At 72.1% G+C, this 26,342-nt stretch carries 19 protein-coding genes; 1 reads left to right on the forward strand and 18 read right to left on the reverse strand.

All coding sequences use genetic code 11. The features are described from left to right. Nucleotides 1-45 precede the first annotated feature (45 nt). Nucleotides 46-1,953 carry a glycosyltransferase family 2 protein gene (locus ACZ7H1_RS09175; protein WP_470785024.1) on the forward strand — a complete coding sequence of 636 codons (1,908 nt, stop codon included), beginning with the start codon at nt 46-48 and terminating at the stop codon, nt 1,951-1,953. A 33-nt stretch (nt 1,954-1,986) separates the two neighbouring features. On the opposite strand, the gene galE is transcribed toward ACZ7H1_RS09175, so the two are convergent. The 18 genes from galE to folC all read right to left on the reverse strand — a co-directional run bounded on the left by galE (nt 1,987) and on the right by folC (nt 26,339). Continuing rightward, on the reverse strand, nt 1,987-2,985 hold the full coding sequence (galE, locus tag ACZ7H1_RS09180) for a UDP-glucose 4-epimerase GalE (RefSeq protein ID WP_470785025.1): 999 nt from the start codon (nt 2,983-2,985) through the stop codon (nt 1,987-1,989). A gap of 52 nt (nt 2,986-3,037) precedes the next feature. Further along, the gene (locus tag ACZ7H1_RS09185; RefSeq protein ID WP_470785026.1) at nt 3,038-4,708 is read right to left on the reverse strand and encodes a glycosyltransferase family 2 protein; all 1,671 of its coding nucleotides are present in this window, start codon (nt 4,706-4,708) and stop codon (nt 3,038-3,040) included. A 67-nt stretch (nt 4,709-4,775) separates the two neighbouring features. After that, nucleotides 4,776-6,218: a GTPase ObgE gene (gene obgE / locus ACZ7H1_RS09190; RefSeq protein WP_470785028.1), complete on the reverse strand. Its 1,443-nt coding sequence runs from the start codon at nt 6,216-6,218 to the stop codon at nt 4,776-4,778. A 161-nt stretch (nt 6,219-6,379) separates the two neighbouring features. Beyond that, entirely contained in the window at nt 6,380-6,634 is a 255-nt protein-coding gene (rpmA, locus tag ACZ7H1_RS09195; RefSeq protein ID WP_008738950.1) for a 50S ribosomal protein L27, read from the reverse strand. Between the two features lie 14 nt (nt 6,635-6,648). After that, nucleotides 6,649-6,969, reverse strand: a complete 321-nt coding sequence (gene rplU, locus ACZ7H1_RS09200; RefSeq protein WP_114036861.1) for a 50S ribosomal protein L21 — start codon at nt 6,967-6,969, stop codon at nt 6,649-6,651. 200 nt (nt 6,970-7,169) lie between these two features. Continuing rightward, nucleotides 7,170-11,195 (reverse strand): Rne/Rng family ribonuclease, encoded by a 4,026-nt coding sequence (locus tag ACZ7H1_RS09205; protein ID WP_470785030.1) that lies wholly within the window; start codon nt 11,193-11,195, stop codon nt 7,170-7,172. Between the two features lie 232 nt (nt 11,196-11,427). Then, nucleotides 11,428-12,207, reverse strand: a complete 780-nt coding sequence (locus ACZ7H1_RS09210; RefSeq protein ID WP_470785031.1) for a TIGR03936 family radical SAM-associated protein — start codon at nt 12,205-12,207, stop codon at nt 11,428-11,430. 129 nt (nt 12,208-12,336) lie between these two features. Further along, nucleotides 12,337-13,596, reverse strand: coding sequence for a hypothetical protein (locus ACZ7H1_RS09215; protein ID WP_470785032.1), 1,260 nt, complete (start codon nt 13,594-13,596; stop codon nt 12,337-12,339). Nucleotides 13,597-13,715: 119 nt separating this feature from the next. Continuing rightward, the gene (locus ACZ7H1_RS09220; RefSeq protein ID WP_470785033.1) at nt 13,716-15,641 is read right to left on the reverse strand and encodes a TIGR03960 family B12-binding radical SAM protein; all 1,926 of its coding nucleotides are present in this window, start codon (nt 15,639-15,641) and stop codon (nt 13,716-13,718) included. An 82-nt stretch (nt 15,642-15,723) separates the two neighbouring features. Then, the gene (locus ACZ7H1_RS09225; protein ID WP_470785035.1) at nt 15,724-17,256 is read right to left on the reverse strand and encodes a CYTH and CHAD domain-containing protein; all 1,533 of its coding nucleotides are present in this window, start codon (nt 17,254-17,256) and stop codon (nt 15,724-15,726) included. A 75-nt stretch (nt 17,257-17,331) separates the two neighbouring features. Then, a complete protein-coding gene (gene rodA, locus ACZ7H1_RS09230) occupies nt 17,332-18,531 on the reverse strand; it encodes a rod shape-determining protein RodA (RefSeq protein WP_470785036.1) in 1,200 nt (399 codons plus the stop codon). Then, complete coding sequence (gene mrdA / locus ACZ7H1_RS09235; protein ID WP_470785038.1) at nt 18,528-20,708, reverse strand: penicillin-binding protein 2; 2,181 nt, start codon at nt 20,706-20,708, stop codon at nt 18,528-18,530. The genes rodA and mrdA overlap by 4 nt, the downstream gene beginning before the upstream one ends. Nucleotides 20,709-20,721: 13 nt before the next feature. Continuing rightward, nucleotides 20,722-21,417, reverse strand: coding sequence for a rod shape-determining protein MreD (gene mreD / locus ACZ7H1_RS09240; protein WP_470785040.1), 696 nt, complete (start codon nt 21,415-21,417; stop codon nt 20,722-20,724). 9 nt (nt 21,418-21,426) lie between these two features. Beyond that, nucleotides 21,427-22,395 (reverse strand): rod shape-determining protein MreC, encoded by a 969-nt coding sequence (gene mreC / locus ACZ7H1_RS09245; RefSeq protein ID WP_470785042.1) that lies wholly within the window; start codon nt 22,393-22,395, stop codon nt 21,427-21,429. Nucleotides 22,396-22,519: 124 nt separating this feature from the next. Continuing rightward, complete coding sequence (locus tag ACZ7H1_RS09250; protein ID WP_125647420.1) at nt 22,520-23,539, reverse strand: rod shape-determining protein; 1,020 nt, start codon at nt 23,537-23,539, stop codon at nt 22,520-22,522. 285 nt (nt 23,540-23,824) lie between these two features. Continuing rightward, entirely contained in the window at nt 23,825-24,238 is a 414-nt protein-coding gene (gene ndk / locus ACZ7H1_RS09255) for a nucleoside-diphosphate kinase (protein ID WP_470785043.1), read from the reverse strand. 226 nt (nt 24,239-24,464) lie between these two features. Then, nucleotides 24,465-24,824 carry a DUF4233 domain-containing protein gene (locus ACZ7H1_RS09260; RefSeq protein WP_470785044.1) on the reverse strand — a complete coding sequence of 120 codons (360 nt, stop codon included), beginning with the start codon at nt 24,822-24,824 and terminating at the stop codon, nt 24,465-24,467. Nucleotides 24,825-24,827: 3 nt separating this feature from the next. Continuing rightward, a complete protein-coding gene (gene folC, locus ACZ7H1_RS09265; RefSeq protein ID WP_470785046.1) occupies nt 24,828-26,339 on the reverse strand; it encodes a bifunctional tetrahydrofolate synthase/dihydrofolate synthase in 1,512 nt (503 codons plus the stop codon). Between the last annotated feature and the right edge of the window lie 3 nt (nt 26,340-26,342).

The following is a 26,342-nucleotide window of genomic DNA, read 5'->3' on the forward strand; positions in this document are numbered from 1 at the left end:
TCGATGAGGAGACAGCGGAATCCAGCCAATCCGAGGGAGCGGCCGATGGCCTCCCGGGTGAGCGTCACCGTCGTCATACCGGTGCACGACACACAGCGCTATCTGCAACGCTGCTTCGCCTCGGTGGCCGCCCAGACACTGGGCGAGGACCGGATCGAGGTCATCGCCGTCGACGACGGGTCCACCGACGGCTCCGCCGCGTGGCTGGACGCCTGGGCCGCGGACCACCCCAACACCACGGTGGTCCACCAGCCGCCCTCCGGGGGCGCGGGCCGCCCCCGCAACACCGGCATCGAGCGGGCCCGCGGGGACTTCCTCTTCTTCCTCGACTCCGACGACTACCTCGGCGACGAGGCCCTGGAGCGGCTCCTCGCGATGGCCGAGGAGCACGGCTCGGACGTCGTGTACGGACGGATCATCGGCATCGGCGGCCGCCCCGCCCCGGTCGACCTGCGGACCACGAGCCCCGAGGTGAGCCTCTTCGACTCGCCGGTCTACTGGACCCTCGCCGCGTACAAGCTGTGGCGCCGGAGCCTGGTCGAGCGGCACGGGCTGCGGTTCACCGAAGGCCGGCTCCTCAACGAGGACCTGCCGTTCGCGGTGCACGCGCTGATGCACGCCGCGAAGGTCTCCGTCGTCGCGGACTACGACTGCTACTACCTGGAAGGGCGCGGCGACGGGACCAACGCCACCCGCCAGGACGTGGACTGGCCGGAGCAGCTCGAGTTCGTCGGATCGGTGCTCGAACTCCTCGCCCGGCACGTGCCCCCCGGGGCCGGCCGCGACAAGCTGATGCTGCGGCACTTCCACGGCGAGGTCCTGCCCGTCTTCGGCGAGCGCTACCTCGCGCGGGACGAGGCCGGGCGCAAGGCCGTGGCGGACGCCGCGGCCGCGCTGGTCGACCGCTGGCTCACGGACGGGATCCTGGACGCCCTGCCCCCGGCGCTGCGGCTGCGCGCGCACCTGCTGCGGGAACGCGACCGGGACCGGCTCACGGCAGTGGTCGAGGCGGACACCGGGGGCGGCCCGGTGCCCACGGTCGTCGAGGCGGGCCGCGCGTACGCCGGGTACCCGCAGTTCCGCGATCCGGCCGCTGCCCTGCCGGACGCGCTCTTCGACCTGACCGCGAAGGTCGCGCTGCGCCAGGAGCTCGCCGACTACCACTGGGACGGCCCGGTCCTGCGGTTGCGCGGCCGGGCCCGGCTGACGGGGCTCGGCCCCGGGACCGCACAGCGGACCGGGATCCTGCTGCGGCGCCAGGGGTACACGTACCGCGTACCGGCCGAGACCGACGAGGACGGCCACTACGCCTGCGCCGTCGACGTCGGGCACGCCGCGGACGGCGGACCGCTCCCCGACGGCATCTGGACCATGCGGATCACGGTCGAGGCGGACGGGCTGGAGCGGCAGGCGTGGCTGCCGCGGCCCGCGGACGGCGCTTACGACGGGCCGGTGGAGCCGCGGCTCGTCGACCGGGGCCGGGCCGCGGGAGCGACGGCGGTGGCGGTCTTCCACTCGGAGGCGCACGGGCACGTGAACCTGGACATCGGCGCCACCCGCTTCCCGCTGGGCCGCGACGCGCACGGCGCGCTGCTGCGCGGGACGCTCGGCCGGACCACGGCCGAGGCTGAGGTCACGGTGCCGGGGTGTCCGGCCGGGGCGCGGATACGGCCGCTGCTCGCGGCGCCGGGTCGCAAGCCATGGCTCTCGGCCGCCGACGGGACCTGCGACCCGGCGGGGCACGTCGTGGCGCGCTGCGGCTTCCGCGGGCTGCCGCCCGGCACCTGGGAGCTCAAGCTGCACCTGGAGGCCGGGGGCTTCGTCCGGGACCTGCCCGTCACCGGACCCGACGGCGCACCGCTGCAGGTGACGGTGCCGCCCCCCGTGCGGCGGCGGCTGGCGGTGCGGGCGCGCCGCACCCTGGCGGGGGTGCGGCACACCGTCGGACGGTGACCTCGCCGGGCATCACCCGGTGGCCTGCTGCGGTCAGCGCTCCGCGTGGGCCGTGACGCCGCGGTGGGCGACCCAGCCCGCCCACGCCGAATTGATCATGGAGACCACGTCGTGCCGGGCCTTCCAGCCGAGCTCGGCCGCGATCCGGTCCGCCGAGGCGACGACCTTCGCCGGGTCGCCGGGGCGGCGCGGGGTGACCACGGGCTCGTGGGTGTGCCCGGTGTTCTCGTTGATCAGCTCGACCATCTCGCGGACGGAGACGCCCTCGCCGCGGCCGATGTTCACGGTCAGGTCGCGGTACTCGCCGGCCCCGGCCCACTCCGCGAGCTTGCGGGCGGCCACCAGGTGGGCGTCCGCGAGGTCCTCGACGTGGATGTAGTCGCGGATGCAGGTGCCGTCCGGGGTGGGGTAGTCGTCGCCGAAGATCCGGGCGCCCTCGCCCGCGTCCAGCCGCTCGAAGACCATCGGGACGAGGTTGAAGACCCCGGTGTCCGCGAGCTCGGGGGTGGCCGCACCGGCGACGTTGAAGTACCGCAGGCAGGCGGTGGCGATGCCGTGGGCCTGGCCCGCCGCGCGCACGAGCCACTCGCCCGCCAGCTTGGTCTCGCCGTACGGGCTCATCGGCGCGCACGGGGTCTCCTCGGTGACCGAGTCCACGTCGGGCATGCCGTACACGGACGCGGAGGACGAGAAGAGGAAGCTGCGGATGCCGGCAGCGGCGACCGCCTCCAGCAGCACGGTGAGGCCCTGGACGTTCTCGTGGTAGTAGTACAGCGGCTTCTCGACGGACTCGCCGACCTGCTTCTTGCCCGCCAGGTGCACCACACCGGTGATGCGGTGCTCCTGGATGGTGCGGTCCAGCACGAGCCGGTCCAGCACCGAGCCGACCACCAGCGGAACACCCTCCGGAACCCGGTCCTCGTCACCGGTGGAGAGGTCGTCGAGGACGACGACCTGCTCGCCCGCGAGCGTCATCGCCCGGACCACGTGCGAACCGATGTAGCCGGCGCCGCCGGTGATCAGAAACGTCATTCGTATCTCCCGAGTCCCGAATACCTGTCCTGTACCAGACGCCCGGAGCCGCTCAGCGGTTCTGCCGCCGCATGCGCGCCCGGTCGATGCGGTTCCTGACCAGGCTGACCGCTCCGTGCCATCCCGGTGCCAGCCGCAGCGCCAGCGATCCGCTGGCCGTGACGTACGGCTGCACCAGCAGAACACCGTACCGGCTGCTGAGCAGGACGCTGCGCCGCAGGCGCTCGGAATGCGGGCGCAGCGAGGCCAGCAGCGAGCCGCCGTCGTCGCAGTGCACGCGCAGCCGGACGTCCCAGACCTGCAGGCCACGGCGGCCGCGGCGGCGGCCCGCGGCGGCCAGGGCGGTCATCCCGACGGGCAGTTTCGCCGTCCAGGATCCGTCTCCGGCGGCCTTGAGCTCGACCGGGCGGCTGAGGGCGGGCTCGTCGCCGCGGCGGGAGTCGAACTCCAGGTGCGCGGAGCGCGGTCCGGCAGCGGCGAGGCGGCCGTAGAGGTCGTGCACCCGGACTTCCAGTTCGCCGGCCAGACCCGTGACCAGCCGGGCGTCCACCGTCAGGGGCAGCTCGGCGAGCGGCAGGTCGCCCAGTCCGTCCAGCTTCGCGTCCGGCAGCCGGTCGCTCCACACGGGACCGCCGGCGGCCAGCGCGTACGGGGGCAGCAGCCGGGGCGGCTCGCCGGCGAACTGGACGAGGCGGTCCAGGTCGGCGGGAGGTTCGGGGCTCGCCAGCAGCACGTGGGCGATCCAGCGGGCACAGGCTCCCGCGTCCGCGATCTCGGCGGGCGTGAAGCCGTCCAGATAGGCGCGGGTCATGGCCCACCACGCGGCCTGGTAGTCCGGGTTCCCGCCGATCTCGCGCAGGTACATGCGCAGGTCGTACTCCAGGAACTTGACCCGGCAGGCGGCGGCCAGGGCCTCCGAGCCGGAGGCGCGCAGGATCTCCACCGCCTTGCGGTGGGCGCTCACCCGGGCCTGCCAGTTGCCGATGTCCGCGCGGTCCAGGGAGATCGACACCTGTGCGGCGCTGCGGCGCACGTGCCAGACGTAGACGAGCTCGGGGATCACCGCGATCCGCGGAGCGGCAGCCAGGACCTGGGCGGTGAAGACGAAGTCCTCGTAGATGAAACGACCATCGGGGAAGCGGATGGAATGTTTGTCCAGGAAGGACCGCTCGTACAGCTTGTTGACGCAGAGCGTGTCGCGGACCAGCTCCGGCATGTCGGCGGGCTGCTCTATGACCGCCGGGGCCTGGTACAGCCCGGGCACCCACGGCACGTCGTGCTCCTGCGGCAGCTCGCGGCGCACGCAGGAGCCGACGGTCACCGGCGCCCGGTGGCGCTCGGCGGCGGCCACCAGGGCCGCGGCCGAGCCCGGCGGCAGCACGTCGTCGCTGTCCAGGAACAGGATGTACGGGGCCGTGGCGGCCCGTATCCCGTCGTTGCGCGGGGTGCCGCAGCCCCCGCTGTTCTCCGTACGGTGGACGACCCGCAGCCGCGGGTGGGCAGCGGCGAGCTCGTCCAGCACCCCCGGGGTGCCGTCGGACGACGCGTCGTCCACCGCAATGACTTCGGAGACCACCTCGCCCTGGGCGAGAGCCGATGCCACGGCCTCGCCCACGAGCTCGGCGTCGTTGTAAGCGATCACAACGACGCAGACGCTGCTGCCACTGCCGCGGCCGGTGGAAGCGTCCGTTCCATCGGCCTTCTGGTCGAGCACGTTACTCACCCGGGGATCCTACGGGAGCGGCGTAAAGGCTCCTTCAACACCATGGTCGGAAGGAGCCCCCACCCGGTCAGAAGGGGCGGAACTCGTCGTACTCGCGCTGGGCGTCGTCCCGCTTGGCGTCCTTGTCGCGACGGCGCTGCGCAGCCGGACGCGGGGCCTCCAGACGGTGGTCCTCGCCACGGCGGCCGAGCATCTCGGCGCCCGCCATCATGGTCGGCTCCCAGTCGAAGACGACGGCGTTCTCGTCGGATCCGATGGCGACGCCGTCACCCGCACGAGCGCCGGCCTTCATCAGCTCGGTTTCGACACCCAGACGGTTGAGGCGGTCGGCGAGGTAGCCCACGGCCTCGTCGTTGTTGAAGTCGGTCTGGCGCACCCAGCGCTCCGGCTTCTCGCCGCGCACGCGGTACACGTCCTCCGCCTCGTCGTAGACGACGGTGAAGCCGCTGTCGTCCACGGCCTTCGGACGGATGACGATGCGGGTCGCCTCCTCCTTCGGCTTGCGGGCGCGCGCCTTGGCGACGATCTCCGCAAGGGCGTAGGAGAGCTCCTTCAGGCCGGTACGGGCGACCGCCGAGACCTCGAAGACCTTGTAGCCGCGCGCCTCGAGCTCGGGACGGATCATCTCGGCGAGGTCCTTGCCGTCCGGGATGTCGACCTTGTTGAGGACGACGAGCCGGGGGCGCTTCTCCAGGCCGCCGCCGTACAGGCGCAGCTCCTCCTCGATCACGTCGAGGTCGCTGACCGGGTCGCGGTCGGACTCCAGGGTCGCGGTGTCCAGCACGTGCACGAGCACCGAGCAGCGCTCGACGTGCCGCAGGAACTCCAGGCCCAGGCCGCGGCCCTGGCTGGCGCCCGGGATCAGGCCGGGGACGTCGGCGATGGTGTAGACGGTGGAACCGGCGGTGACCACGCCCAGGTTCGGCACGAGGGTGGTGAAGGGGTAGTCCGCGATCTTCGGCTTGGCTGCGGAGAGCACCGAGATCAGCGAGGACTTGCCGGCGCTCGGGTAGCCGACCAGCGCCACGTCGGCGACGGTCTTGAGCTCCAGGGTCACGTCACCGAACGTGCCGGGCTCGCCGAGGAGGGCGAAGCCGGGGGCCTTGCGGCGGGCCGAGGACAGGGCGGCGTTGCCGAGGCCGCCGCGGCCGCCCTCGGCTGCGACGTACGTCGTGCCCTGGCCGACGAGGTCCGCGAGGACGTTGCCCTCCTTGTCGAGGACGACGGTGCCGTCCGGCACGGGCAGGACCAGGTCCTGGCCGTCCTTGCCAGAGCGGTTGTCACCCGCGCCGGGCTTGCCGTTGGTGGCCTTGCGGTGGGGGCTGTGGTGGTACTCCAGCAGGGTCGTGATCGCCTGCTCGACGACGAGGATCACATCGCCGCCACGGCCGCCGTTGCCGCCGTCGGGGCCGCCGAGCGGCTTGAACTTCTCCCGGTGAACGGAGGCGCAGCCGTGGCCCCCGTTACCCGCGGCGACGTGCAGCTCGACGCGGTCCACGAAGGTGGTCATGGTGGTTGCCTCCAGAAAGAACGGGGTTGTTCCGGGCACTAATGCCCATTAAACGTGTGTCTGTACAAACGCGCCGAGGGCGGACCGGTCTTCCCGGCTGAGCCGGAAAGACGGAGATCCGCCCTCGGTAAGTTACGAACGCTTGATCAGCAGAAGCTGGATCAGGCGGCCGGAACGATGTTCACGACCTTGCGGCCACGGTGGGTGCCGAACTGCACCGCGCCGGCCTGCAGGGCGAACAGCGTGTCGTCGCCACCGCGGCCGACACCGGCGCCCGGGTGGAAGTGGGTGCCGCGCTGGCGGACGAGGATCTCACCAGCGGAAACGACCTGACCGCCGAAGCGCTTCACGCCGAGCCGCTGGGCATTGGAGTCGCGACCGTTCCGGGTGGACGATGCGCCCTTCTTGTGTGCCATTGCTCAGTCCCTCTTTACTTCGCGGCGGTCGGGATGCCGGTGACCTTGATCGCCGTGTACTGCTGACGGTGACCCTGACGACGACGGTAGCCCGTCTTGTTCTTGTAGCGCAGGATGTCGATCTTGGCGCCCTTGTGGTGGTCCACGACCTCGGCCGTGACCTTGATGCCGGCCAGGACCCACGGGTCGCTGGTCACAGCGTCGCCGTCGACAACGAGCAGGGTCGAGAGCTCGACCGTGTCGCCAACCTTGGCAGTGGAAATCTTGTCAACCTCAACGATGTCGCCGACAGCAACCTTGTGCTGGCGACCACCGCTGCGCACGATGGCGTACACGCGGATCTCTCTCTCACTCGATACGGGGACCCCTGAAGCCAGCCGACCCCGCCGAAACGCGGGCGGCCTCTCCCGCGCCGTGAAGCCCGGGAGGGAGGTGCTCAGGAGCTGGCGTGCACAGAGACACGCCGACGGTCCAGGGTACGGGGCCCGGTTTGAGAGGTCAAACCGGGCCCCCGGCCCCTGTTTCTACGGCCCGATCAGGCTTCGGTGGAGGCCGAGACGGAGGGCAGCGTCTGCTGCTCCGCCGCCGCGGTCTTCTTCGTCGCCTTCTTGGCCGTGGTCTTCTTGGCCACCGTCTTCTTGGCGACGGCCTTCTTGGCGGTCGTCGTCTTCTTGGCGGCGGCCTTCTTGGCGGGGGCCTTCTTGGCCGGAGCCTTGCGGGCCGTCTTCTTGGCCGGAGCGGCCTCCTCGGCCTCGGCTGCCGGCTCCTCCGCGGCCGCGGCGGCCGGGGCGGTCGGCTCGGCGGCCGGGGCGGCGACGACCACGACGGCGGCCTCGGCGCCTGCCGGGGAACCGGCGGGCGCGGTGGCCTTGCGGGTCGCACGGCGACGCGGACGCGCCGGGGCGGCCTCGACGACCGGCGCGGCCACGGCCTCGACCGCGGGCTCGGGCGCAGGCACGGGCTCGACCTCGGCCTCCGCGACCGGCTCCACAACGGGAGCGGCCTCGACGACCGGCGCGGGCACCGGCTCGGCCTCGGCGGCCTGCTCCGGTGCACCGGCGGGCGCGGTGGCCTTACGGGTCGCACGACGGCGCGTACGGCCCTTCGGCGCGGCCTCCTCGGCCACGGGCTCGGCAACCGGCTCGGCGACGGCCTCGGGGGCCGGCTCCGGGACGGTGTCGGCCGGCTCGGCGACCGGCTCGGCCTCGACCACAGGCTCGGCGACGGCCACAGGCTCGGCAACCGGCTCCGCGACCGGGGCGGCAGCGGCCGCTGCCGCGGTCCGCGGGGCGCCGGCCGGAGCCGTGGCCTTGCGGGTCGCACGACGGCGCGAGCGGCGTCCGCCGCCCATTCCGGCGGCGGCCTCGGCCTCGGCCGGGCTGCTGTACAGCTCCTCGTCCGGGGCGAACTCCGGCTCGGGCAGCGCGAGCGGCGCGGCGGCCTCGGCAGCCACCTCGGCCTCGGTCTCACCCTCGACGACGTCCGCCTCGATGCCCGTCACCAGGTCGTGGTCGTGCTCGTGCGCACCGCCGCGGCCGCGCTTCTTGGCGCGCTTGCCGTTGCCGCCGCCGCCCTGCACGGTCGGCGTCTCCATGTGCACGATCACGCCGCGGCCGTTGCAGTGGACACAGGTCTCGGAGAAGGACTCCAGCAGGCCCTGGCCCACGCGCTTGCGGGTCATCTGGACCAGGCCCAGCGAGGTGACCTCGGCGACCTGGTGCTTCGTACGGTCCCGGCCCAGGCACTCCAGCATGCGCCGGAGCACGAGGTCGCGGTTCGACTCCAGGACCATGTCGATGAAGTCGATGACGACGATGCCGCCGAGGTCGCGCAGCCGCAGCTGGCGCACGATCTCCTCGGCCGCCTCCAGGTTGTTCCTGGTGACCGTCTCTTCGAGGTTGCCGCCCTGACCGGTGAACTTGCCGGTGTTGACGTCGATGACGATCATCGCCTCGGTCTTGTCGATCACGAGGGAGCCGCCGGAGGGCAGCCACACCTTGCGGTCGAGCGCCTTGGCGAGCTGCTCGTCGATGCGGTAGGTCGCGAAGACGTCGACCTCGGAGGTCCAGCGCTGCAGGCGGTTCGCCAGGTCCGGAGCGACGTGCGAGACGTAGCCGTGGATGGTCTCCCAGGCCTCGTCACCGCTGACGATGACCTTCGAGAAGTCCTCGTTGAAGATGTCGCGCACGACGCGGACGGTCATGTCCGGCTCGCCGTACAGGAGGCTCGGCGAAGAGGTCGAGATCTGCTTCGACTTCTTCTGGATGTCCTCCCACTGGGCCTGCAGACGCTCGACGTCGCGGCGCAGCTCGTCCTCGCTCGCACCCTCGGCGGCGGTGCGCACGATGACGCCCGCGTCCTCGGGGACGATCTTCTTGAGGATGGTCTTCAGACGTGCGCGCTCGGTGTCGGGCAGCTTGCGGCTGATACCGGTCATCGAGCCCTCGGGCACGTAGACCAGGTAGCGGCCGGGCAGCGAGACCTGGCTGGTGAGGCGGGCGCCCTTGTGGCCGATCGGGTCCTTGGTGACCTGCACCAGGACCGACTGGCCGGACTTGAGGGCGGACTCGATGCGACGGGGGCCGTTGGCCATGCCGAGCGCTTCGAAGTTGACCTCGCCGGCGTACAGGACGGCGTTGCGGCCCTTGCCGATGTCGATGAACGCGGCCTCCATGGACGGCAGCACGTTCTGGACCTTGCCCAGGTAGACGTTGCCGACGTACGAGGTCGCCTGCTCCTTGTTGACGTAGTGCTCGACGAGCACGTTGTCCTCGAGGACGCCGATCTGGGTGCGCTCGCCGCTCTGGCGGACGACCATCACGCGCTCGACCGCCTCGCGGCGGGCCAGGAACTCGGCCTCGGTGATGATCGGCACCCGGCGGCGGCCCTGCTCGCGGCCTTCGCGGCGGCGCTGCTTCTTCGCCTCCAGACGCGTGGAGCCCTTGATGGACTGCACCTCGTCGCTGCCGGAGCCGATGTCGGCCTTCTCGCGGGCCGGGCGGGGCTCGCGGACCTTGACGACCGTACGGACGCCGTCCTCGTCGCCGGCCTCGGCCTCGGCGCCGGTGTCACCGGAGCGGCGACGGCGACGGCGGCGACGGCGGCTGGAGCTGGAGCCGAGCGGACCGGAGTCCTCGGACTCGTCCTCGTCGGCCTCCGCCTCGGCGGCAGCCTGCGCGGCGGCCTCTTCGTCGGACTCCTCGTCGTCCTCGGCGGACTCGGCGGACTCGTCGAAGTCCGAGGCCTCGCCACGACGGCGACGGCGGCCACCGCGACGACGACGGCGGCCCGGGCGCTCGCCCGACTCGTCGCCGTCCTCGGCTTCGGCCTCGGGCTCCTCGTCGGCCTCGACCTCGGCCTCGGCGGGCGCAGAGGCCTCGACGGGCTCGGCAACGGGCTCGACGACCGGCTCGGGCTCGACGGCACCGCCACGGCGGCGGCGACGGCGGCCGGCGGGCTGCGGAGCCGGGGCGGGGGCCTCGGTCTCCTCTTCCTCTTCCTCGGCCTCCGGCTCGGCGGCCAGGGCCGCGGCAGCGGTCATCGGGGTCTGGAACATCGGTGCCTGGAAGACCGGCGCCTGGAAGACGGCCACGGCCGGACGGCGGCGGCCGCCACGGGCCGGAGCCTCGGGCTCGGCGGCCGGGGCCTTAGGGGCCTCGGCAGGGGCGGCGGCGGGCGCGGTGGCCCGGGTGGCGCGGCGGCGGCCGCGGCCCTTCGGCGCGTCGACGGCGTCGGCGACGGTGACCGTCACGGCCTCCGGCTCGGCGGGCGCCTCGGCGGCAGCGGGGGCCTCGGCGGCCGGAGCGGCGGCGGCGCGGGTGGCACGACGGCGCGTACGGGCCGGAGCGGCAGCCGGGGCGGCCTCCTCGACGGCCGGAGCAGCAGCCTCGGCGGCGGGGGCCTCGACGACCTCGGCGGCGGGGGCAGCCTCGGCCGCAGGGGCGGCAGCGGCGCGGGTGGCACGACGGCGGGTACGCGCCGGAGCGGCAGTCGGAGCGGCCTCCTCGACGGCCGGAGCCGGAGCCGCGACCACCTCGGCGGCGGGGGCGGCCTCGACAGCCTCGGCCGCAGGGGCGGCAGCGGCGCGGGTGGCACGACGGCGGGTACGCGCCGGAGCGGCAGCCGGGGCAGCCTCCTCGACGGCCGGAGCCGGAGCGGTCTCGACGGCCGGGGCGGCCTCGGCAGCCTCGGCGGCCGGAGCCGCGGCGGCGCGGGTGGCACGACGGCGGGTACGCGCCGGGGCGGCGGCAGGCGCAGCCTCCTCGACGGCCTCGGCCGCAGGGGCGGCCGGGGCGGCGGGAGCAGCCTCGGCGGCCGGAGCGGCAGCGGCACGGGTGGCACGACGGCGCGTCCGGGCCGGAGCGGCAGCCGGGGCAGCCTCTTCCACGGCCGGAGCCGGAGCGGTCTCGACGGCCGGAGTCTCGGCGGTCACGGTCTCCGCGGTGCCGCCGGGGGGGCCGGCCGGCCGGGACGCCGCACGGCGTCGCCGGCGCGGCGGCAGGTTGTCGCTGGGGCTGGCGTCGGTGGCGTCGCCGTTATTGGGGTGTTCGTTGATCTGCATGCGGGCGGTTCTCCCGTCACGCTCCCGGGCGCCGCGGCTGACTTCCGGTCCGGCACGGTCCGCGTGAGGAACGCGGACCGGCCTCCGGGGCGCGTGCACCGCACAGGAGCATTGGTCCAAGGCCGCCGGTTCCGTACGTGATGTCCGTACGGCCTGGCGGAAGTCTTCAGGTCAGTGCGCTGCCCGACCCAGGTGGCTCCCGAGTGCCAGGGCTGCGCTACGACGACGGTCCCTACGCGGCGGGACCTTCCGGCGCCTTCGCGTCGGCGGCTACGGCGGCCGTGGGTGGGGCGGCCGTGACAGCCTCGCGGTCGGGCGCGAGCGGGTCGGTCACCGTGCCGGACTCCTCGTCGAAGAGCCCCTGCGCCAGCCTGGTCACCGCTGCGGGGACCGGCGGCGCCAGGTCGGCCACAGCTCGGAGACCGGACAGGACGTCGTCGGGTCGCACGGCAGGTGTCAAATGCCGAACAACCAGCCGCAGTATCGCACAGGCACTGTCCGCGGGCCTATCAGCACCGGCAGGAAGCGCCTCGAGGCTGACCACAGCGCCGCGGGTGTCGAAGGTGCGCATGCCGTTCTTCGTGCGGCGCTGGACCTCGACGGTCTCGGCGGCCAGGAAGGCGGCGGTGGCGCGCTCGGCCTCGGCGGCTTCCACGCCGTCCAGGCGCAGCTCCCAGACCGAGGCGGTCAGGCGGTCGGCGAGCCCGGAGGTACGGGCCTCGACCGCGTCGGTGATGTCGAGACCGTCGGGCAGCGACTCGTCGAGCAGCTCGCGGAGCTTCTCGGGGTCGCGTGCCTCGGTGAGGGCGATCTCCAGGTATTCGGCCTCGCTGCCGGTGCCCGTGGGGGCGGCGTTCGCGTACGAGACCTTGGGGTGCGGGGTGAATCCGGCCGAGTAGGCCATCGGCACCTCGGCGCGGCGCAGGGCCCGCTCGAACGCGCGCTGGAAGTCACGGTGGCTGGTGAACCGGAGGCGGCCGCGCTTGGTGTAGCGCAGTCGGATGCGCTGCACCGCGGGTGCGGGCGGCGGTCCTTCGGGCTGTCGCTTGCCCAGTGGTCCTTCTCCTTGGTGCGGGGCGGGCGCTGGCGCGCACCGCCCTTGAGGTCTGTGGAGCCGTACGGCCGCTCCCTGTCCTCCGGCTCACCCCTGCTTGTGCAGGGAGATCTCGGGGGCGGGCGCCGTGCCGACAGCTGTCGTACTACCCAGAGTACGCGCCCGTGACCTCCCCGGTTCCCGGGGAGGAGTACCGAAGAGTGCCCGGCGGACCTCGCCGCGCACCTCGCGCACGCTCGCGCGCACGGTCCGCCACACCTCGCGCGCCAGGTGCCCGGCCGGTGTGAGCACGTGCCGGTACACCCGTGTGGCGGGCCACCCGACCAGTACCCACCCCGCCCACCGCAGGCCGCGGCCGACGGCCCTCGACACGCGGCCGGCCACCGCCCAGGCCCAGACGACCAGCTGCCCGAGCGGCTTCAGCAGGTACGCGTACAGCGCGCGCCCGAGAGGGGCGAGCACGTACCGGTACGTGCCCCGCCCCGCGGGCACGAGGACGTACTGCCACAGCGCGACCCACGGCCGGACGAACAGGGCCCTGGCAATCCAGGCCAGCACCGTCCCGGTCCCGCGCACGAGCCAGGCGGTTCCCCGCCCCAAGGGCACGAGGACGTACTGCCACAGGCCGGTCCACGGCCAGACGAGGACCGCGCGCAGCGCCCTGGGCAGCAGCCAGGCGAGCGCGTGGCCGAGCGGGGTCAGCACGTGCCGGTACAGGCCGCGCAGGGCGTGGCCGAGCGGGGTCAGGCCGTACCGGTAGGCGGCCGTGCAGAGCCGGGCCACGGCGGTGGCGAGCGGGGCGAGGACGTAGCGCGCGAAGGAGAGCAGCAGCCAGGCGAGGGCCTTGCCCGACGGCCGCAGCAGCCACCGGCCGATGGCCCGCCCCGCGGGCACGAGGACGTACTGCCACAGCGCGACCCAGGGCCGGACGAACAGGGCCGCGGCCAGCCACCGCGCCGCGCGGGCGGCCCGCGCCCCCAGCCAGGCGATCCCCTGGGCGACGGGTACGACGGCGTACCGCCACAGGCCGAGCCACGGCCAGACGAAGAGCAGCTTCGCCGCGACGTACAGCACCTGCGCGACGGCGCGGGTCAGCGGGTCGAGGACGCGGGTCCACAGCCACACGGCCGGGGCCGCGACCAGGTGGCTCCACAGCCACGCGAGGCCGTGGCCCAGGGGGCGCAGGGCGCGGCGGTGGGCCGCGCGGGCCAGGGCGGCGAGCAGGTCCCACGCCATCCGGACCGGCAGCACGACCAGCACCGCGACGACCCGTGCCACCAGCCTGACGGGCGCCACCAGGCAGCCTTCGCCGGGCTCCGGGGCGGGCTGCCGCTTCTCCATGTCCATGAACGTCAGGACACCCGCGGGGCCACGGCAGTTGCACCCGTGCGGACCGGGTCCGTCACACGCGCATGCCCCCGCCGGGATTCCCGGCGGGGGCATGCGCGGACGAGCGGGGTGTTACGTCACTTCACGACCGACAGGGGGAGCAGCTTCTTGCCCGTCGGGCCGATCTGGATCTGCGTGTCCATCTGCGGGCAGACGCCGCAGTCGAAGCACGGGGTCCAGCGGCAGTCCTCGACCTCGGTCTCGTCGAGGGCGTCCTGCCAGTCCTCCCAGAGCCAGTCCTTGTCGAGACCGGAGTCCAGGTGGTCCCAGGGCAGGACTTCTTCGTAGGTGCGCTCGCGGGTGGTGTACCAGGCCACGTCGACGCCGTACGCGGGCAGCGCCTTCTCCGCGGCCTCCATCCAGCGGTCGTACGAGAAGTGCTCGCGCCAGCCGTCGAAGCGGCCGCCGGACTCGTACACGGCGCGGATGACGTCGCCGATGCGGCGGTCGCCGCGCGAGAGCAGGCCCTCGACGATGCCGGGCTTGCCGTCGTGGTAGCGGAAGCCGATGGAGCGGCCGTACTTCTTGTCGCCGCGGATCTTGTCCCGGAGCTTCTCCAGGCGGGCGTCCGTCTCCTCCGCCGAGAGCTGCGGGGCCCACTGGAACGGCGTGTGGGGCTTCGGTACGAAGCCGCCGATCGAGACCGTGCAGCGGATGTCGTTCTGGCCCGAGACCTCGCGGCCCTTGGCGATGACGTTGACCGCCATGTCGCCGATCTGGAGCACGTCCTCGTCGGTCTCGGTCGGCAGGCCGCACATGAAGTACAGCTTCACCTGGCGCCAGCCGTTGCCGTAGGCCGTGGACACGGTACGGATGAGGTCCTCTTCGGACACCATCTTGTTGATGACCTTGCGCATGCGCTCGGAGCCGCCCTCGGGGGCGAAGGTCAGACCGGAGCGGCGGCCGTTGCGGGTCAGTTCGTTGGCCAGGTCGACGTTGAAGGCGTCCACGCGGGTCGACGGGAGGGACAGGCCGATCTTGTCGTCCGTGTAGCGGTCGGCGAGGCCCTTGGCGATGTCACCGATCTCGGTGTGGTCCGCGGAGGACAGCGAGAGGAGGCCGACCTCCTCGAAGCCGGTGGCCTTGAGACCCTTCTCCACCATCTCGCCGATGCCGGTGATGCTTCGCTCCCGCACGGGGCGCGTGATCATGCCGGCCTGGCAGAAACGGCAGCCGCGGGTGCAGCCGCGGAAGATCTCGACGGACATCCGCTCGTGGACGGTCTCTGCGAGCGGGACCAGCGGCTGCTTCGGGTACGGCCACTCGTCGAGGTCCATGACGGTGTGCTTGGACACGCGCCACGGCACGCCGGAGCGGTTCGGCACGACACGGCCGATGCGGCCGTCCGGGAGGTACTCGACGTCGTAGAAGCCCGGCACGTAGACGCCGCCGGTCTTGGCGAGGCGGAGCAGGACCTCTTCGCGCCCGCCCGGCCGCCCCTCCGCCTTCCAGGCGCGGATGATCTCGGTCATGTCGAGGACGGCCTGCTCGCCGTCGCCGATGACCGCGCAGTCGATGAAGTCCGCGATCGGCTCGGGGTTGAAGGCCGCGTGGCCGCCGGCGAGCACGATCGGGTGGTCGACGGTGCGGTCCTTGGCCTCCAGCGGAATGCCGGCCAGGTCCAGGGCCGTGAGCATGTTCGTGTAGCCCAGCTCCGTGGAGAAGGACAGGCCGAACACGTCGAAGGCGCCGACCGGGCGGTGGCTGTCGACCGTGAACTGCGGGACCTTGTGCTCGCGCATGAGCGCTTCCAGGTCCGGCCACACGCTGTACGTGCGCTCGGCGAGGACGCCCTCGCGCTCGTTCAGCACCTCGTAGAGGATCATGACGCCCTGATTGGGCAGGCCGACCTCGTAGGCGTCCGGGTACATGAGCGCCCAGCGGACGTCCGCGCTGTCCCACGGCTTCACGGTGGAGTTGAGCTCACCGCCGACGTACTGGATCGGCTTCTGGACGTGCGGAAGCAGGGCCTCGAGCTGAGGAAAAACTGACTCGGCGGGCATAGCAACCTTCATGAGCGGGCAGGGGGGCGACTCTCAAGCGTACCTTGAGGCGCGCGGGCCCCCGCCCGCCGTGATCATCCGGTCAGGTGTGCAGTCCGGCCCGCCGTTGCGGGGCGGAGGCCTCTTCCCACACCTCCGGGAGCTCCCGCTCGCGGCGTTCGGCGAGGGCTTCCTCACGGGCGTAGAGCAGCCCCCAGGTGAAGCCCGACTCGCCCGCGCCGTCGGCCTGGGCCGCCAGTCCGAGCAGGGCCTCGCGGGCCACCACGCTGTCCTGGTGGTCGCCCAGCAGGGTCTGGACCGACTTCATCGCCTTGGCCTGGCGGCTCGCGGGCTTGCCGAGGACCGGTACGGCCGCCTCGGCGGCGTAGCGGGCGCGTTTGGCCGCCTTGCGGGCGTCGTGCAGGGCGAGGTCCCGCTCCTCCCCCGGCTCCAGGGACAGCGCGTGGTCGATGCGGGTCGCGAGGCGGTGGTAGTCGCGCAGGACGGCCTTCGGGAAGACCTTGTCGGCGGGCTTGCCCGCCTGCGCGGTCAGCGGCGGCTCGGCGAGCAGCGTGTCGAGGGAATCGAGCAGGGTGAGGTACCGCTTGCTGTCGAGGGCGGCGAGGACACGGCGGCGCGAGCCGGAGCGGCGGCTGTTGTTCCAGATCCGCAGCCGGCCGCGGACCGGGCCGAGGAGGAGGGTGCGCGGGAGTTCCCCGACGGCCTTCTGGAGGCGCTCCAGCAGGACTTCCTGGTCGCGGTCGACGCCCAGCTCGACGGCCAGCCAGCGGAGTTCGGCGCCGAGCGGGTCGGTGGCCCCGCGGTCTATGACGCGCCGGTACGTCTTGAAGGCGCTGCGCAGCCGCCGGGAGGCGACCCGCATCTGGTGGACGGAGTCGGGCAGGTTGCGGCGCACGGCCGGGTCCTGGGCGACGAGCGCGTCGACCTGTTCGCGCAGGTACGCCAGGACGTGGGCGCCGGCGGTGCCGTCGGGCGGGGGTGCGTCGGGGCGGGGGGACACGGCGCCGGTCTCGGCCAGGGCGCGGGCCAGTTTGGAGGGGGCGTCGGAGGGTGCGATCCCGGCCTTCTTGAACTTCTTCTCGACGGCGTCGAGGAACTCCGGGTCCTCCGAGCCGTCGGCCAGTTCGACCTCGACCTCGGTCCACTCGGCGGTGGCGACCGGTTCGGTGAGCCGTTCGGCGCGTACGGCGTCGGTGCTCAGCTCGGCGAGCAGGCTGCCGTCGGCGTCGACCAGGTGCAGCACTCTGCGGGAGGACAGCAGCCGCACGAGCGGGACCAGGCCGGTGTCGCGGACCCGGGAGCGGACCAGGCCGGCGAGCGTGCGCGGCAGGGTGTCGCTCAGCGGGGCCTGCACCTCGTCGCGCACTCCGGGCGAGACGGGCAGTTTCAGGTGCCAGCCCGCGTCCTCGCCGCCGGTCCGGCGCCGCAGCGTCAGACCGTCGGCGGCGAGGCGCTGGTCAGGGGTGTCGTAGTAGACCGCGTCGAGGTCGGCCGTGCCCCGGTCGACGACGTCGGCGATGCCGGCCGTGCCCGTCAGGTCCGGCACTCCCCGCTTCGCGGCTTTGGCTGAAGTGAACTCGAATTTCCGCTCGATCTCGCGCTTCGTGTCCGCCATAGACCGAACTTAGTCCTGAACGGAACACGTCGTACGGGTTACGCACGGGTAGCGCACGGACTCGGCGCAATTCCGTCACGCCGACATCGGCCGCTCCACCTTGATCGACTGGAGTAGCCCGATCGCCACCCACACGGCGAACATGGACGAGCCGCCGTAGGAGACGAAGGGCAGCGGCAGACCCGCCACCGGCATGATCCCGAGGGTCATCCCGATGTTCTCGAAGGACTGGAACGCGAACCAGGCGATGATCCCCGCCGCGACGATCGTGCCGTAGAGCTCGGTGGTCTCGCGGGCGATCAGGCAGGCCCGCCACAGCACGATGCCCAGGAGCACCAGGATCAGCCCGGCTCCGACGAAGCCCAGCTCCTCCCCCGCCACCGTGAAGACGAAGTCGGTCTGCTGCTCGGGCACGAACTGGCCGGTGGTCTGCGAGCCCTTGAAGAGGCCGGCGCCCAGCAGCCCGCCGGAGCCGATCGCGATCCGCGCCTGGTTGGTGTTGTAGCCGACACCGGCCGGGTCCAGCTCGGGGTTGGCGAAGGCCGCGAAGCGGTTGATCTGGTACTCGTCCAGTACGCCGAGCTGCCAGACCAGCACCGCGCCGGCGATCCCCGAGCCGAGCAGGCCGAACACCCAGCGGTTGGACGCGCCCGAGGCGAGCAGTACGCCCAGCACGATCACCACCATCACCATGACGGACCCGAGGTCGGGCATCAGCATGGTGATGCCCATGGGGGCGGCGGCGACGCACAGCGCCTTGACGACGATGCGGTGGTCCGGGTGCTCCAGGTCGCCCGCGTCCACCCGGGCGGCCAGCAGCATGGCCATGCCCAAGATGATCGTGATCTTGCAGAACTCCGACGGCTGGAGCGAGAAGCCGCCGCCGATGACGATCCACGCGTGCGCGCCGTTGATGGTCGCGCCGAGCGGGGTCAGCACCGCGGTGACCAGGAGCAGCGAGAGTCCGTAGAGCACGGGCACCGCGCCGCGCAGGGTGCGGTGGCCGAGCCAGACGGTGCCGATCATCAGCACCAGGCCGATGCCGGTGTTCAGGGCGTGCCGCAGCAGGAAGTAGTACGGGTCGCCCTGGTTGAGCTGGGTGCGGTTGCGGGTCGCGGACCACACCAGGAGCGCGCCGATGAAGGACAGCGCGATCGCCGACAGCAGCATCGGCCAGTCGAGCCGGCGCATCAGCGAGTCGCGCGCGGTGAGCTTGCCCAGCGGTCCGCGCTCGGGCGCGTACCGGGCCACCGAGAAGTTCTTCGCTCCGGTCACAGGGTCCGCCCGCCCATCCACACTTCGCCGGGCGGCCCGGCGAGTCCGGTCGCCGGCTCCTCGGGCGTCGGCACGTACGGCTTGATGTCCGGCGCGTCGATCGAGCCGTCCTTGTCGATCTTGGGAAGCCCCCGCTGGGGGCCGGGCAGCAGGGCCTTCTTCAGGTCCTGCTTGCCTTCCTTGTCCAGCCCGTAGAGCGCGTCGTAGATGTTGCGCACGGCGGGGCCGGAGGCGCCGGAGCCGGTGCCGCCCTGGGAGATCGTCATGACGATCGTGAAGTCCTTGGTGTACGTCGCGAACCACGAGGTGGTCTGCTTGCCGTAGACCTGGGCGGTGCCGGTCTTCGCGTGCATCGGGATCTTGTCCTGCGGCCAGCCGCCGAACCTCCAGGCGGCCGTGCCGCCGGGCTCGACGACGGAGCGAAGGCCCTTGTCGAGGTCCCTGATGGTCGCGGCGTCGACCGGCAGCCTGCCGTGGGCCCGGGGCTTGATCTCGTCGACCTTCTTGCCGTCGGGGCTGATGACGGCCTTTCCGATGGTGGGGTTGTAGAGGGTGCCGCCGTTGCTGATGGCGGCGTACGCGGTGGCCAGCTGGATGGGGGTGATGAGGACGTCGCCCTGGCCGATGGAGAAGTTGATGCTGTCGAACGCCTTGAGCTGGTTGCCCTCGAGGCAGCTCTCGTAGGCGATCTGCTCGACGTAGGTGCCGCCCTTCTTGCCCTGCTTGCACCAGGCGTCCTTGTTGGCCTCCCAGAAGCTCTTCTTCCACTGGCGGTCCGGGATGCGCCCGCTGACCTCGTTGGGCACGTCGATGCCGGTCTCGGAGCCGAACCCGTAGTCGCGGGCGGTCCGGTAGAACCAGTCGTGGGCGCCCTTCTTCGGCTTGAGGCCGCCGTCGCGCTGCCACTCCTGGTGACCGAGGCGGTAGAAGACGGTGTTGCAGGAGAACTTGAGCGCGTCCCCGAGGGTGATCGGGCCGTGCCCCTTGGACTCGAAGTTCGCGAAGCTCCGGTTGCCCATGCTGTACGAGGAGCTGCAGAGGTACTTGTCGTTGAAGTCGTAGCCGGCGCGCACGGCCGCGCTCGCGGACACCACCTTGAAGACGGAGCCGGCGGGCGACTGCCCCTGGATGGCCCGGTTGAGCAGCGGGTAGTTGGAGTTCTTGCTGGTGAGCCGGGCGTAGTCCTTGGCGGAGATGCCGCCGACCCAGGCGTTGGGGTCGTAGTCGGGCTGGGAGGCCATCGCGACGACGCGGCCGGTCCTGGACTCCATGACGACGACGGCGCCCGCGTCGGCCTCGTACTTGCGGCCGGTGATCTTGTCGGTCTCGCCGCGGACCTTCTTCATCGCCGCGTGGAGCTCGTACTCGGCGACGGCCTGGACCCGGGCGTCGATGCTGGTGACGAGGGTGGATCCGGGCACGCCCGGGTCCGACTCGGTCTGGCCCATGACCCGGCCGAGGTTGTCGACCTCGTACGACGTGACGCCGGCCTTGCCGCGCAGCTGCTTGTCGTACGTGCGCTCGATGCCGGAGCGGCCGACCTGGTCGGAGCGCAGGTGCGGCGAGTCGGTGTCCTTGGCCTTCTGGATCTCCTCGTCGGTGACCGGGGAGAGGTAGCCGAGGACCTGCGAGGTACGGGCCTTGCCGGGGGCCGGGTAGCGGCGGACGGCGGTGGGCTCCGCGGTGATGCCGGGGAAGTCCTCGGGGCGCTCGCGGATCTGGAGCGCCTGCTGCGTGGTGGCTTCGAGGGTGACCGGGATCGGCTGGTACGGCGAGCCGTTCCAACAGGGCTTGGGGGTCTGCGAGTCGCACAGCCGGATCTTGTCCATGACCTCCTTGGGGGTCATGTCCAGGACGTCGGCGAGGCGGGTCAGGACGGCCTTGCCCCTGTCCTTTATCTTCATCAGCTCGGTGCGGCTGGCGGAGACGACCAGGCGGGTTTCGTTGTCGGCGAGCGGGACGCCGCGGGCGTCGAGGACCGACCCGCGCACGGCGGGGTGGACGACCCGCTGGACGTGGTTGCTCTTCGCCTCGTGGGTGTACTCGTCGCCGTTGCGGATCTGGAGGTACCACAGCCGCCCGCCGAGGGTGAACAGCAGCGAGAAGACGAGCACCTGGATGATGACGAGCCGGATCTGCACCCGGGGGGTGCGGCCGGTCTCGGGAATGTTGGTCACGCGTGTTCCCCCGTCACAGCTTCTTGACGCTCTTCACGCCCTTGACGCCCTTTATCCGGCCGGCCCGGCCCGCGCGATTGCGGGCGGTCCGCAGCCGCAGGCCGCCGCGCTGGCTGCCGATGCGCAGGCCCGTACCGCCGGAGAGCCACCCGGACGAGACGTCGGTGCCCTGCGGCGGGCCGCCGTTGGCCTCGACCGCCATCGGGTCGTTCTCCGCACGGCGGGCGAGCGCCATGATGAACGGCACGGTGAACGGCGCCAGCAGCAGGTCGTAGAGGGCAGCGGTGAACAGCAGCCCGCTGAGCCCGACATGGCGGGCGGCGGTGTCGCCGACCAGGGAGCCGACGCCCGCGTAGAGCAGGGTCGAGGCGAGGGCCGCGGCGACGACGGTGAGCATCGGGCCCCAGGCGGAGCGGAAGCGGCCGCTGTCGGGGCGGACGAGCCCGGCGACGTAGCCGATGACGCACAGCACCAGCGCGTAGCGGCCGGCGGCGTGGTCGGCGGGCGGCGCGAGGTCGGAGAGCAGTCCGGCGGCGAAGCCGATGAGGGCGCCGCTGACGTGTCCGTACACGAGCGCGAGGGCGACGACGGTGAGGAGGACGAGGTCCGGGACGGCGCCCGGGAGCTGGAGCCGTCCCAGGATGGTGACCTGGACGACGAGCGCGACGACGACCAGCGACGACGCGAGCAGGATCCGGTTGAAGCGCATGGCGGTCTCCTACTCGTCGGCCGGCTGTGCGGGGTCCGCGGCGGCATCACCGGCGGCGGGCGCGCTCGCCGAGGGGGTGACCGTCACGGTGACCGTCGGTGCGGGCTTGGGCTTCTCGGGGCGGGGCGGCAGCACGGCGTCGCGCGGGTCGGTCCGCGGCGGCGTCACGACCACGCCGACGATGTCGAGCCGGGAGAAGCCGACGTACGGCCGGAGCCAGACGGTGCGGGTGAGGTCGCCGCGCGCGGGTTCCACGCGGACCACCTCGCCGAGCGGAACGCCGGGCACGAAGGGCTTGTTGCCGCGGGAGCCGAAGGTGACGAGCCGGTCGCCGGGGCCGATCTTGGCCCTGCCGTTGAGCATCTGGACGGACAGGGCGCGGTCGCCCTGGCCGGTGGCGAAGCCCAGTTCGCCGGTCTTCTCCAGGCGGGTGCCGACGGTGAAGTCGGGGTCGTTGGCGAGCAGGACGGTCGCGGTGTCGGGGCCGACGGTGGTGACGCGGCCGACGAGGCCGTCGCCGTTGAGCACCGTCATGTCCCGGCGGATGCCGTCCTTGCTGCCGGCGTCGATGGTGACGGTCCAGGAGAAGCCCTGGGCCGCTCCTATGGCGATGACTTCGGCGCCCTTGATGCCGTACTGGCCGGCTCCGGCCTTCTTCAGCATGTCGTCGAGCTCGCGCAGCCGGGCGCGGTTGCGGTCGTCGCTGCCGAGCTTGGCCTTCAGCGCGGCGTTTTCCCGTTCGAGCGTGGCGATCCGGTTGTGGCGCTCGCCGGAGTCCCGTACGGCTCCTATGGCGTTGGCGACCGGGTCGACCGCGTCCGCGACGCCTTCCTCGACCGGTCCGAAGACCGCGGCGGCGGCCTGCCGGGCACCGTCGACCGGTGACTCCTCGCCTGCCCGGATGTCCACCGTGATCAGCGCGAACGCGATGGCGACCAGCAGTACCAGGAGCAGCCGGCTCTCTCGTGTGTCCCTCACGTGCGGCGGCCGTGCCTTCCTCATCGGAATCTTTGTGTCTGTATATCAACGATCCGCCGCACGGGCGCGGTAGCACCCGTACGGCGGATCTGTGTGTTCCGCATAGTCCCCTGCGAGGGGTGTGTCAACGCCGGGGCTGGGCGTCCAGGACCTGCTGGAGGGCCTCGAACTCCTCGACGCACTTGCCGGAGCCGAGGGCGACGGAGTCGAGCGGGTCCTCGGCGATGTGGATGGGCATGCCGGTCTCGCGGCGCAGCCGCTCGTCGAGGCCGCGCAGGAGGGCGCCGCCGCCGGTGAGGACGATGCCGCGGTCCATGATGTCGCCGGAGAGCTCGGGCGGGCACTTGTCGAGGGTCGTCTTGACCGCGTCGACGATGGCGTTGACGGGTTCCTCGATGGCCTTGCGGACCTCGGCCGCGGAGATGACCACGGTCTTGGGCAGGCCGGAGACCAGGTCGCGGCCGCGGATCTCGGTGTGCTCGTCCTTGTCGAGGTCGTACGCCGAACCGATGGTGATCTTGATCTGCTCGGCGGTGCGCTCGCCGAGGAGGAGCGAGTACTCCTTCTTGATGTGCTGGATGATGGCGTTGTCGAGCTCGTCGCCGGCCACCCGGATGGACTGCGCCGTGACGATTCCGCCCAGCGAGATGACGGCGACCTCGGTGGTGCCGCCGCCGATGTCCACGACCATGTTGCCGGTGGCCTCGTGGACCGGCAGGCCGGATCCGATCGCAGCGGCCATCGGCTCCTCGATGATGTGCACCTGGCGGGCGCCTGCCTGGGTGGAGGCCTCGATGACGGCGCGGCGCTCGACTCCGGTGATGCCGGAGGGGACGCAGACCACGACGCGCGGGCGGGCCAGGTAGCGGCGCTTGTGGATCTTGAGGATGAAGTACCGGAGCATGCGCTCGGTGATCTCGAAGTCGGCGATCACGCCGTCCTTGAGGGGCCGTACGGCGACGATGTTGCCGGGCGTCCGCCCGATCATTTTCTTCGCCTCGGAGCCGACCGCGAGAATGCCGCCGGTGTTCGTGTTGATGGCGACGACGGAAGGCTCGTTCAGGACGATCCCCCGGCCCCTCACGTACACCAGCGTGTTGGCGGTCCCGAGGTCGACAGCCATGTCACGGCCGATGAACGACATTGAGTTCCCCTTGTTCCCCATGAGGAGCGTCTGGCCTTCCCGGTTGAAAGCGGCTGCTGTCAGGAGTCGGCGAGGTGGGTGTGTGGGTGGAAGCCCCATCGTAGTGCCGCAAGTGCGAACACCGCGCGACGGGACTCCGGCTTTCCCGCCGGAACGGATACCCGCCCCCTTTATGGTGACGTCGTGTCCGGCACATGCGTTCCCGGCCATGCCCGGGAATACCGAAGGGCGACCGAAATTACTTCGGTCGCCCCAGGTGGAGAGCGCTATTCGGCTGACGTTATGTCAGGCGAGGGTGGGGAAGAACAGCTTCAGCTCACGCTCGGCGGAGGCCTCGGAATCCGATGCGTGGATGAGGTTCTCCCGGGTGATGGACCCGAAGTCGCCCCGGATGGAGCCGGGCGCGGCGGCGATCGGGTCGGTGGGCCCGGCCAGGGCGCGGACGCCCTCGATGACGCGCTCGCCCTCGACCACCAGTACGACGACCGGACCGGAGGCCATGAAGCCCATCAGGGGCTCGTAGAAGACCTTGCCCTTGTGCTCGCCGTAGTGCGTCTCCAGGGTCTCCTGGTCCAGCGTGCGCAGCTCCAGCGCGGGGATCGTCCAGCCGGCCTTGCGCTCGATGCGGCCGATGATCTCGCCCACCAGACCGCGACGGACCGCGTCGGGCTTGAGGATGACGAGAGTGCGCTGGGTCATGGTGAAACTCCTTGCGGCATACGGGTGCGGTGGGAGGGTCTGGCTCCCGGGCCAGGCCGGATCAGCCCGCGACGTCTGGCGCCGCGCATCGCAAGGCCGAGGAAGGAGTCCATGCGGAGCATCGGCGACTGACGAGAACGCAGCGAGGCGTGGTGCCGGATGCCGCGGGCCCGGCATGGCCCGGGAGCCAGACCCTATGAGGCTACAGGGCGGGTACGAGGCGTCGTCACGCAGCGTCAGGTGCGGAGGAGGCCTCCGCCTGGGCCGCCCAGCGGGCCTTCGCCTCGTCGACCTTCCGGCCGTAGTGGACCGAGCACCACCACAGGCCGGCGAAGACCGCGCCCAGGAAGAACATCGTCGGGACGACGAAGCCGCTCGCGATCAGACCGGTCTGGAGGGCCCAGCCGATCTGGACCGCGCCGGGCCGCGACAGCATCCCGCACAGCAGTACGGACAGCAGCATCGTGATGCCGCAGACCGTCCAGACGGCCGTCTGGGTGAGGTCGGGGTCCTTCATCGCGACCAGTCCCGCGAAACCGATCACGAAGAACTCGCCGATCAGCGTCGATGCGCAGAGCGTACGCACAGTTCAGCCCCTCTTCAGCAGCAGGCGGGCCTCGCCCACCGTGATCACGGAGCCGGTCACCAGGACGCCGGCCCCTCCGTACTCGGCCTCTTCCTCCGCCAGGGTGATCGCCGCCTCCAGCGCATCGTCGAGGCGGGGCTCGACCTGGACCCGGTCGGGGCCGAACACTTCGACCGCGATGGCCGCGAGCTCGTCCGCGCCCAGGGCCCGGTGGCTGGTGTTCGCGGTCACCACGACCTCGGCGAAGATCGGTTCGAACGCCTCCAGGACGCCCCGGACGTCCTTGCCCTCGCTGGTGCCGACGACGCCGATCAGCCGGCTGAAGCCGAAGGCCTCGGTGATCGCCTCGGCGGTGACCTGAGCGCCGGCCGGGTTGTGGGCCGCGTCCAGCACCACGGTGGGGCTGCGGCGGACCACCTCCATCCGGCCCGGGGAGGTCACCGAGGCGAAGGCCCGGCGGATCGTGTCCACGTCCAGCGGGCGCGCGTGCTGCGCGCCGATGCCGAAGAACGCCTCGACCGCGGCCAGCGCCACGGCGGCGTTGTGCGCCATGTGCGCGCCGTACAGCGGCAGGAAGATGTCCCCGTACTCGCCGCCCAGGCCGCGCAGCGTCAGCTGCTGGCCGCCGACGGCCACCTCGCGCGAGACGACGCCGAACTCCATGCCCTCGCGGGCCACGGTCGCGTCGACCTCGACGGCCTTCTTCAGCAGCACCTGCGCGGCGTCCACGGGCTGCTGGGCCAGGATGACCGTCGCGCCCTGCTTGATGATCCCGCCCTTCTCCTGGGCGATCTCGCCGGGCGTGGAGCCGAGCCGGTCGGTGTGGTCGAGGCTGATCGGGGTGATCACCGCGACCGACCCGTCGATGACGTTCGTCGCGTCCCAGCTGCCGCCCATGCCGACCTCGATCACGGCCGCGTCCACGGGCGCGTCCGCGAAGGCCGCGTAGGCCATTCCGGTCAGCACCTCGAAGAAGGACAGCCGGAACTCCTGCGCGGCGTCCACCATCTCCACGTACGGCTGGACGTCGCGGTACGTCTCGATGAAGCGCTCGGCGTCGATCGGTGCCCCGTCCAGGCTGATCCGCTCGGTGATCGACTGCACGTGCGGGCTGGTGTACCGGCCCGTGCGCAGGTCGAAGGCGTTCAGGAGGGCCTCGATCATCCGGGCCGTGCTGGTCTTGCCGTTGGTACCGGTGACGTGGATCGAGGGGTACGCGCGCTGCGGCTCGCCGAGCACGTCCATCAGCGCCGCGATGCGCGACACCGACGGCTCGAGCTTGGTCTCGCCCCAGCGTCCGGCGAGCTCCTCCTCCACCTGGCGCAGTGCCTTGTCCACCTCGGGATCGGCGGGGCGGGTCGGCGCCGGGTCCCCCTGTGGCGGCCCGGCCTGGGCCCGCAGGGTACGGCTGCCCGCCTCGATCACCGCCAGGTCGGGGTCGCGGTCGGTCTCCTCGGCGACGATCTCATCGAACTGATCGAACCGGTCGGCACTCTCGGGCTGCTGCTCACTCACAGG

This window comes from Streptomyces sp. NPDC037401, assembly GCF_055602345.1.

Bases quoted from the DNA above. Each gene is read 5' to 3' on its own strand.
- ACZ7H1_RS09175 (WP_470785024.1), top strand. From the start codon at position 46: ATGGCCTCCCGGGTGAGCGTCACCGTCGTCATACCGGTGCACGACACA.
- galE (WP_470785025.1), bottom strand. From the start codon at position 2,985: ATGACGTTTCTGATCACCGGCGGCGCCGGCTACATCGGTTCGCACGTG.
- obgE (WP_470785028.1), bottom strand. From the start codon at position 6,218: ATGACCACCTTCGTGGACCGCGTCGAGCTGCACGTCGCCGCGGGTAAC.
- rpmA (WP_008738950.1), bottom strand. From the start codon at position 6,634: ATGGCACACAAGAAGGGCGCATCGTCCACCCGGAACGGTCGCGACTCC.
- ACZ7H1_RS09205 (WP_470785030.1), bottom strand. From the start codon at position 11,195: ATGCAGATCAACGAACACCCCAATAACGGCGACGCCACCGACGCCAGC.
- ACZ7H1_RS09215 (WP_470785032.1), bottom strand. From the start codon at position 13,596: ATGGACATGGAGAAGCGGCAGCCCGCCCCGGAGCCCGGCGAAGGCTGC.
- ACZ7H1_RS09220 (WP_470785033.1), bottom strand. From the start codon at position 15,641: ATGCCCGCCGAGTCAGTTTTTCCTCAGCTCGAGGCCCTGCTTCCGCAC.
- ACZ7H1_RS09225 (WP_470785035.1), bottom strand. From the start codon at position 17,256: ATGGCGGACACGAAGCGCGAGATCGAGCGGAAATTCGAGTTCACTTCA.
- mreD (WP_470785040.1), bottom strand. From the start codon at position 21,417: ATGCGCTTCAACCGGATCCTGCTCGCGTCGTCGCTGGTCGTCGTCGCG.
- ACZ7H1_RS09250 (WP_125647420.1), bottom strand. From the start codon at position 23,539: ATGTCGTTCATCGGCCGTGACATGGCTGTCGACCTCGGGACCGCCAAC.
- ndk (WP_470785043.1), bottom strand. From the start codon at position 24,238: ATGACCCAGCGCACTCTCGTCATCCTCAAGCCCGACGCGGTCCGTCGC.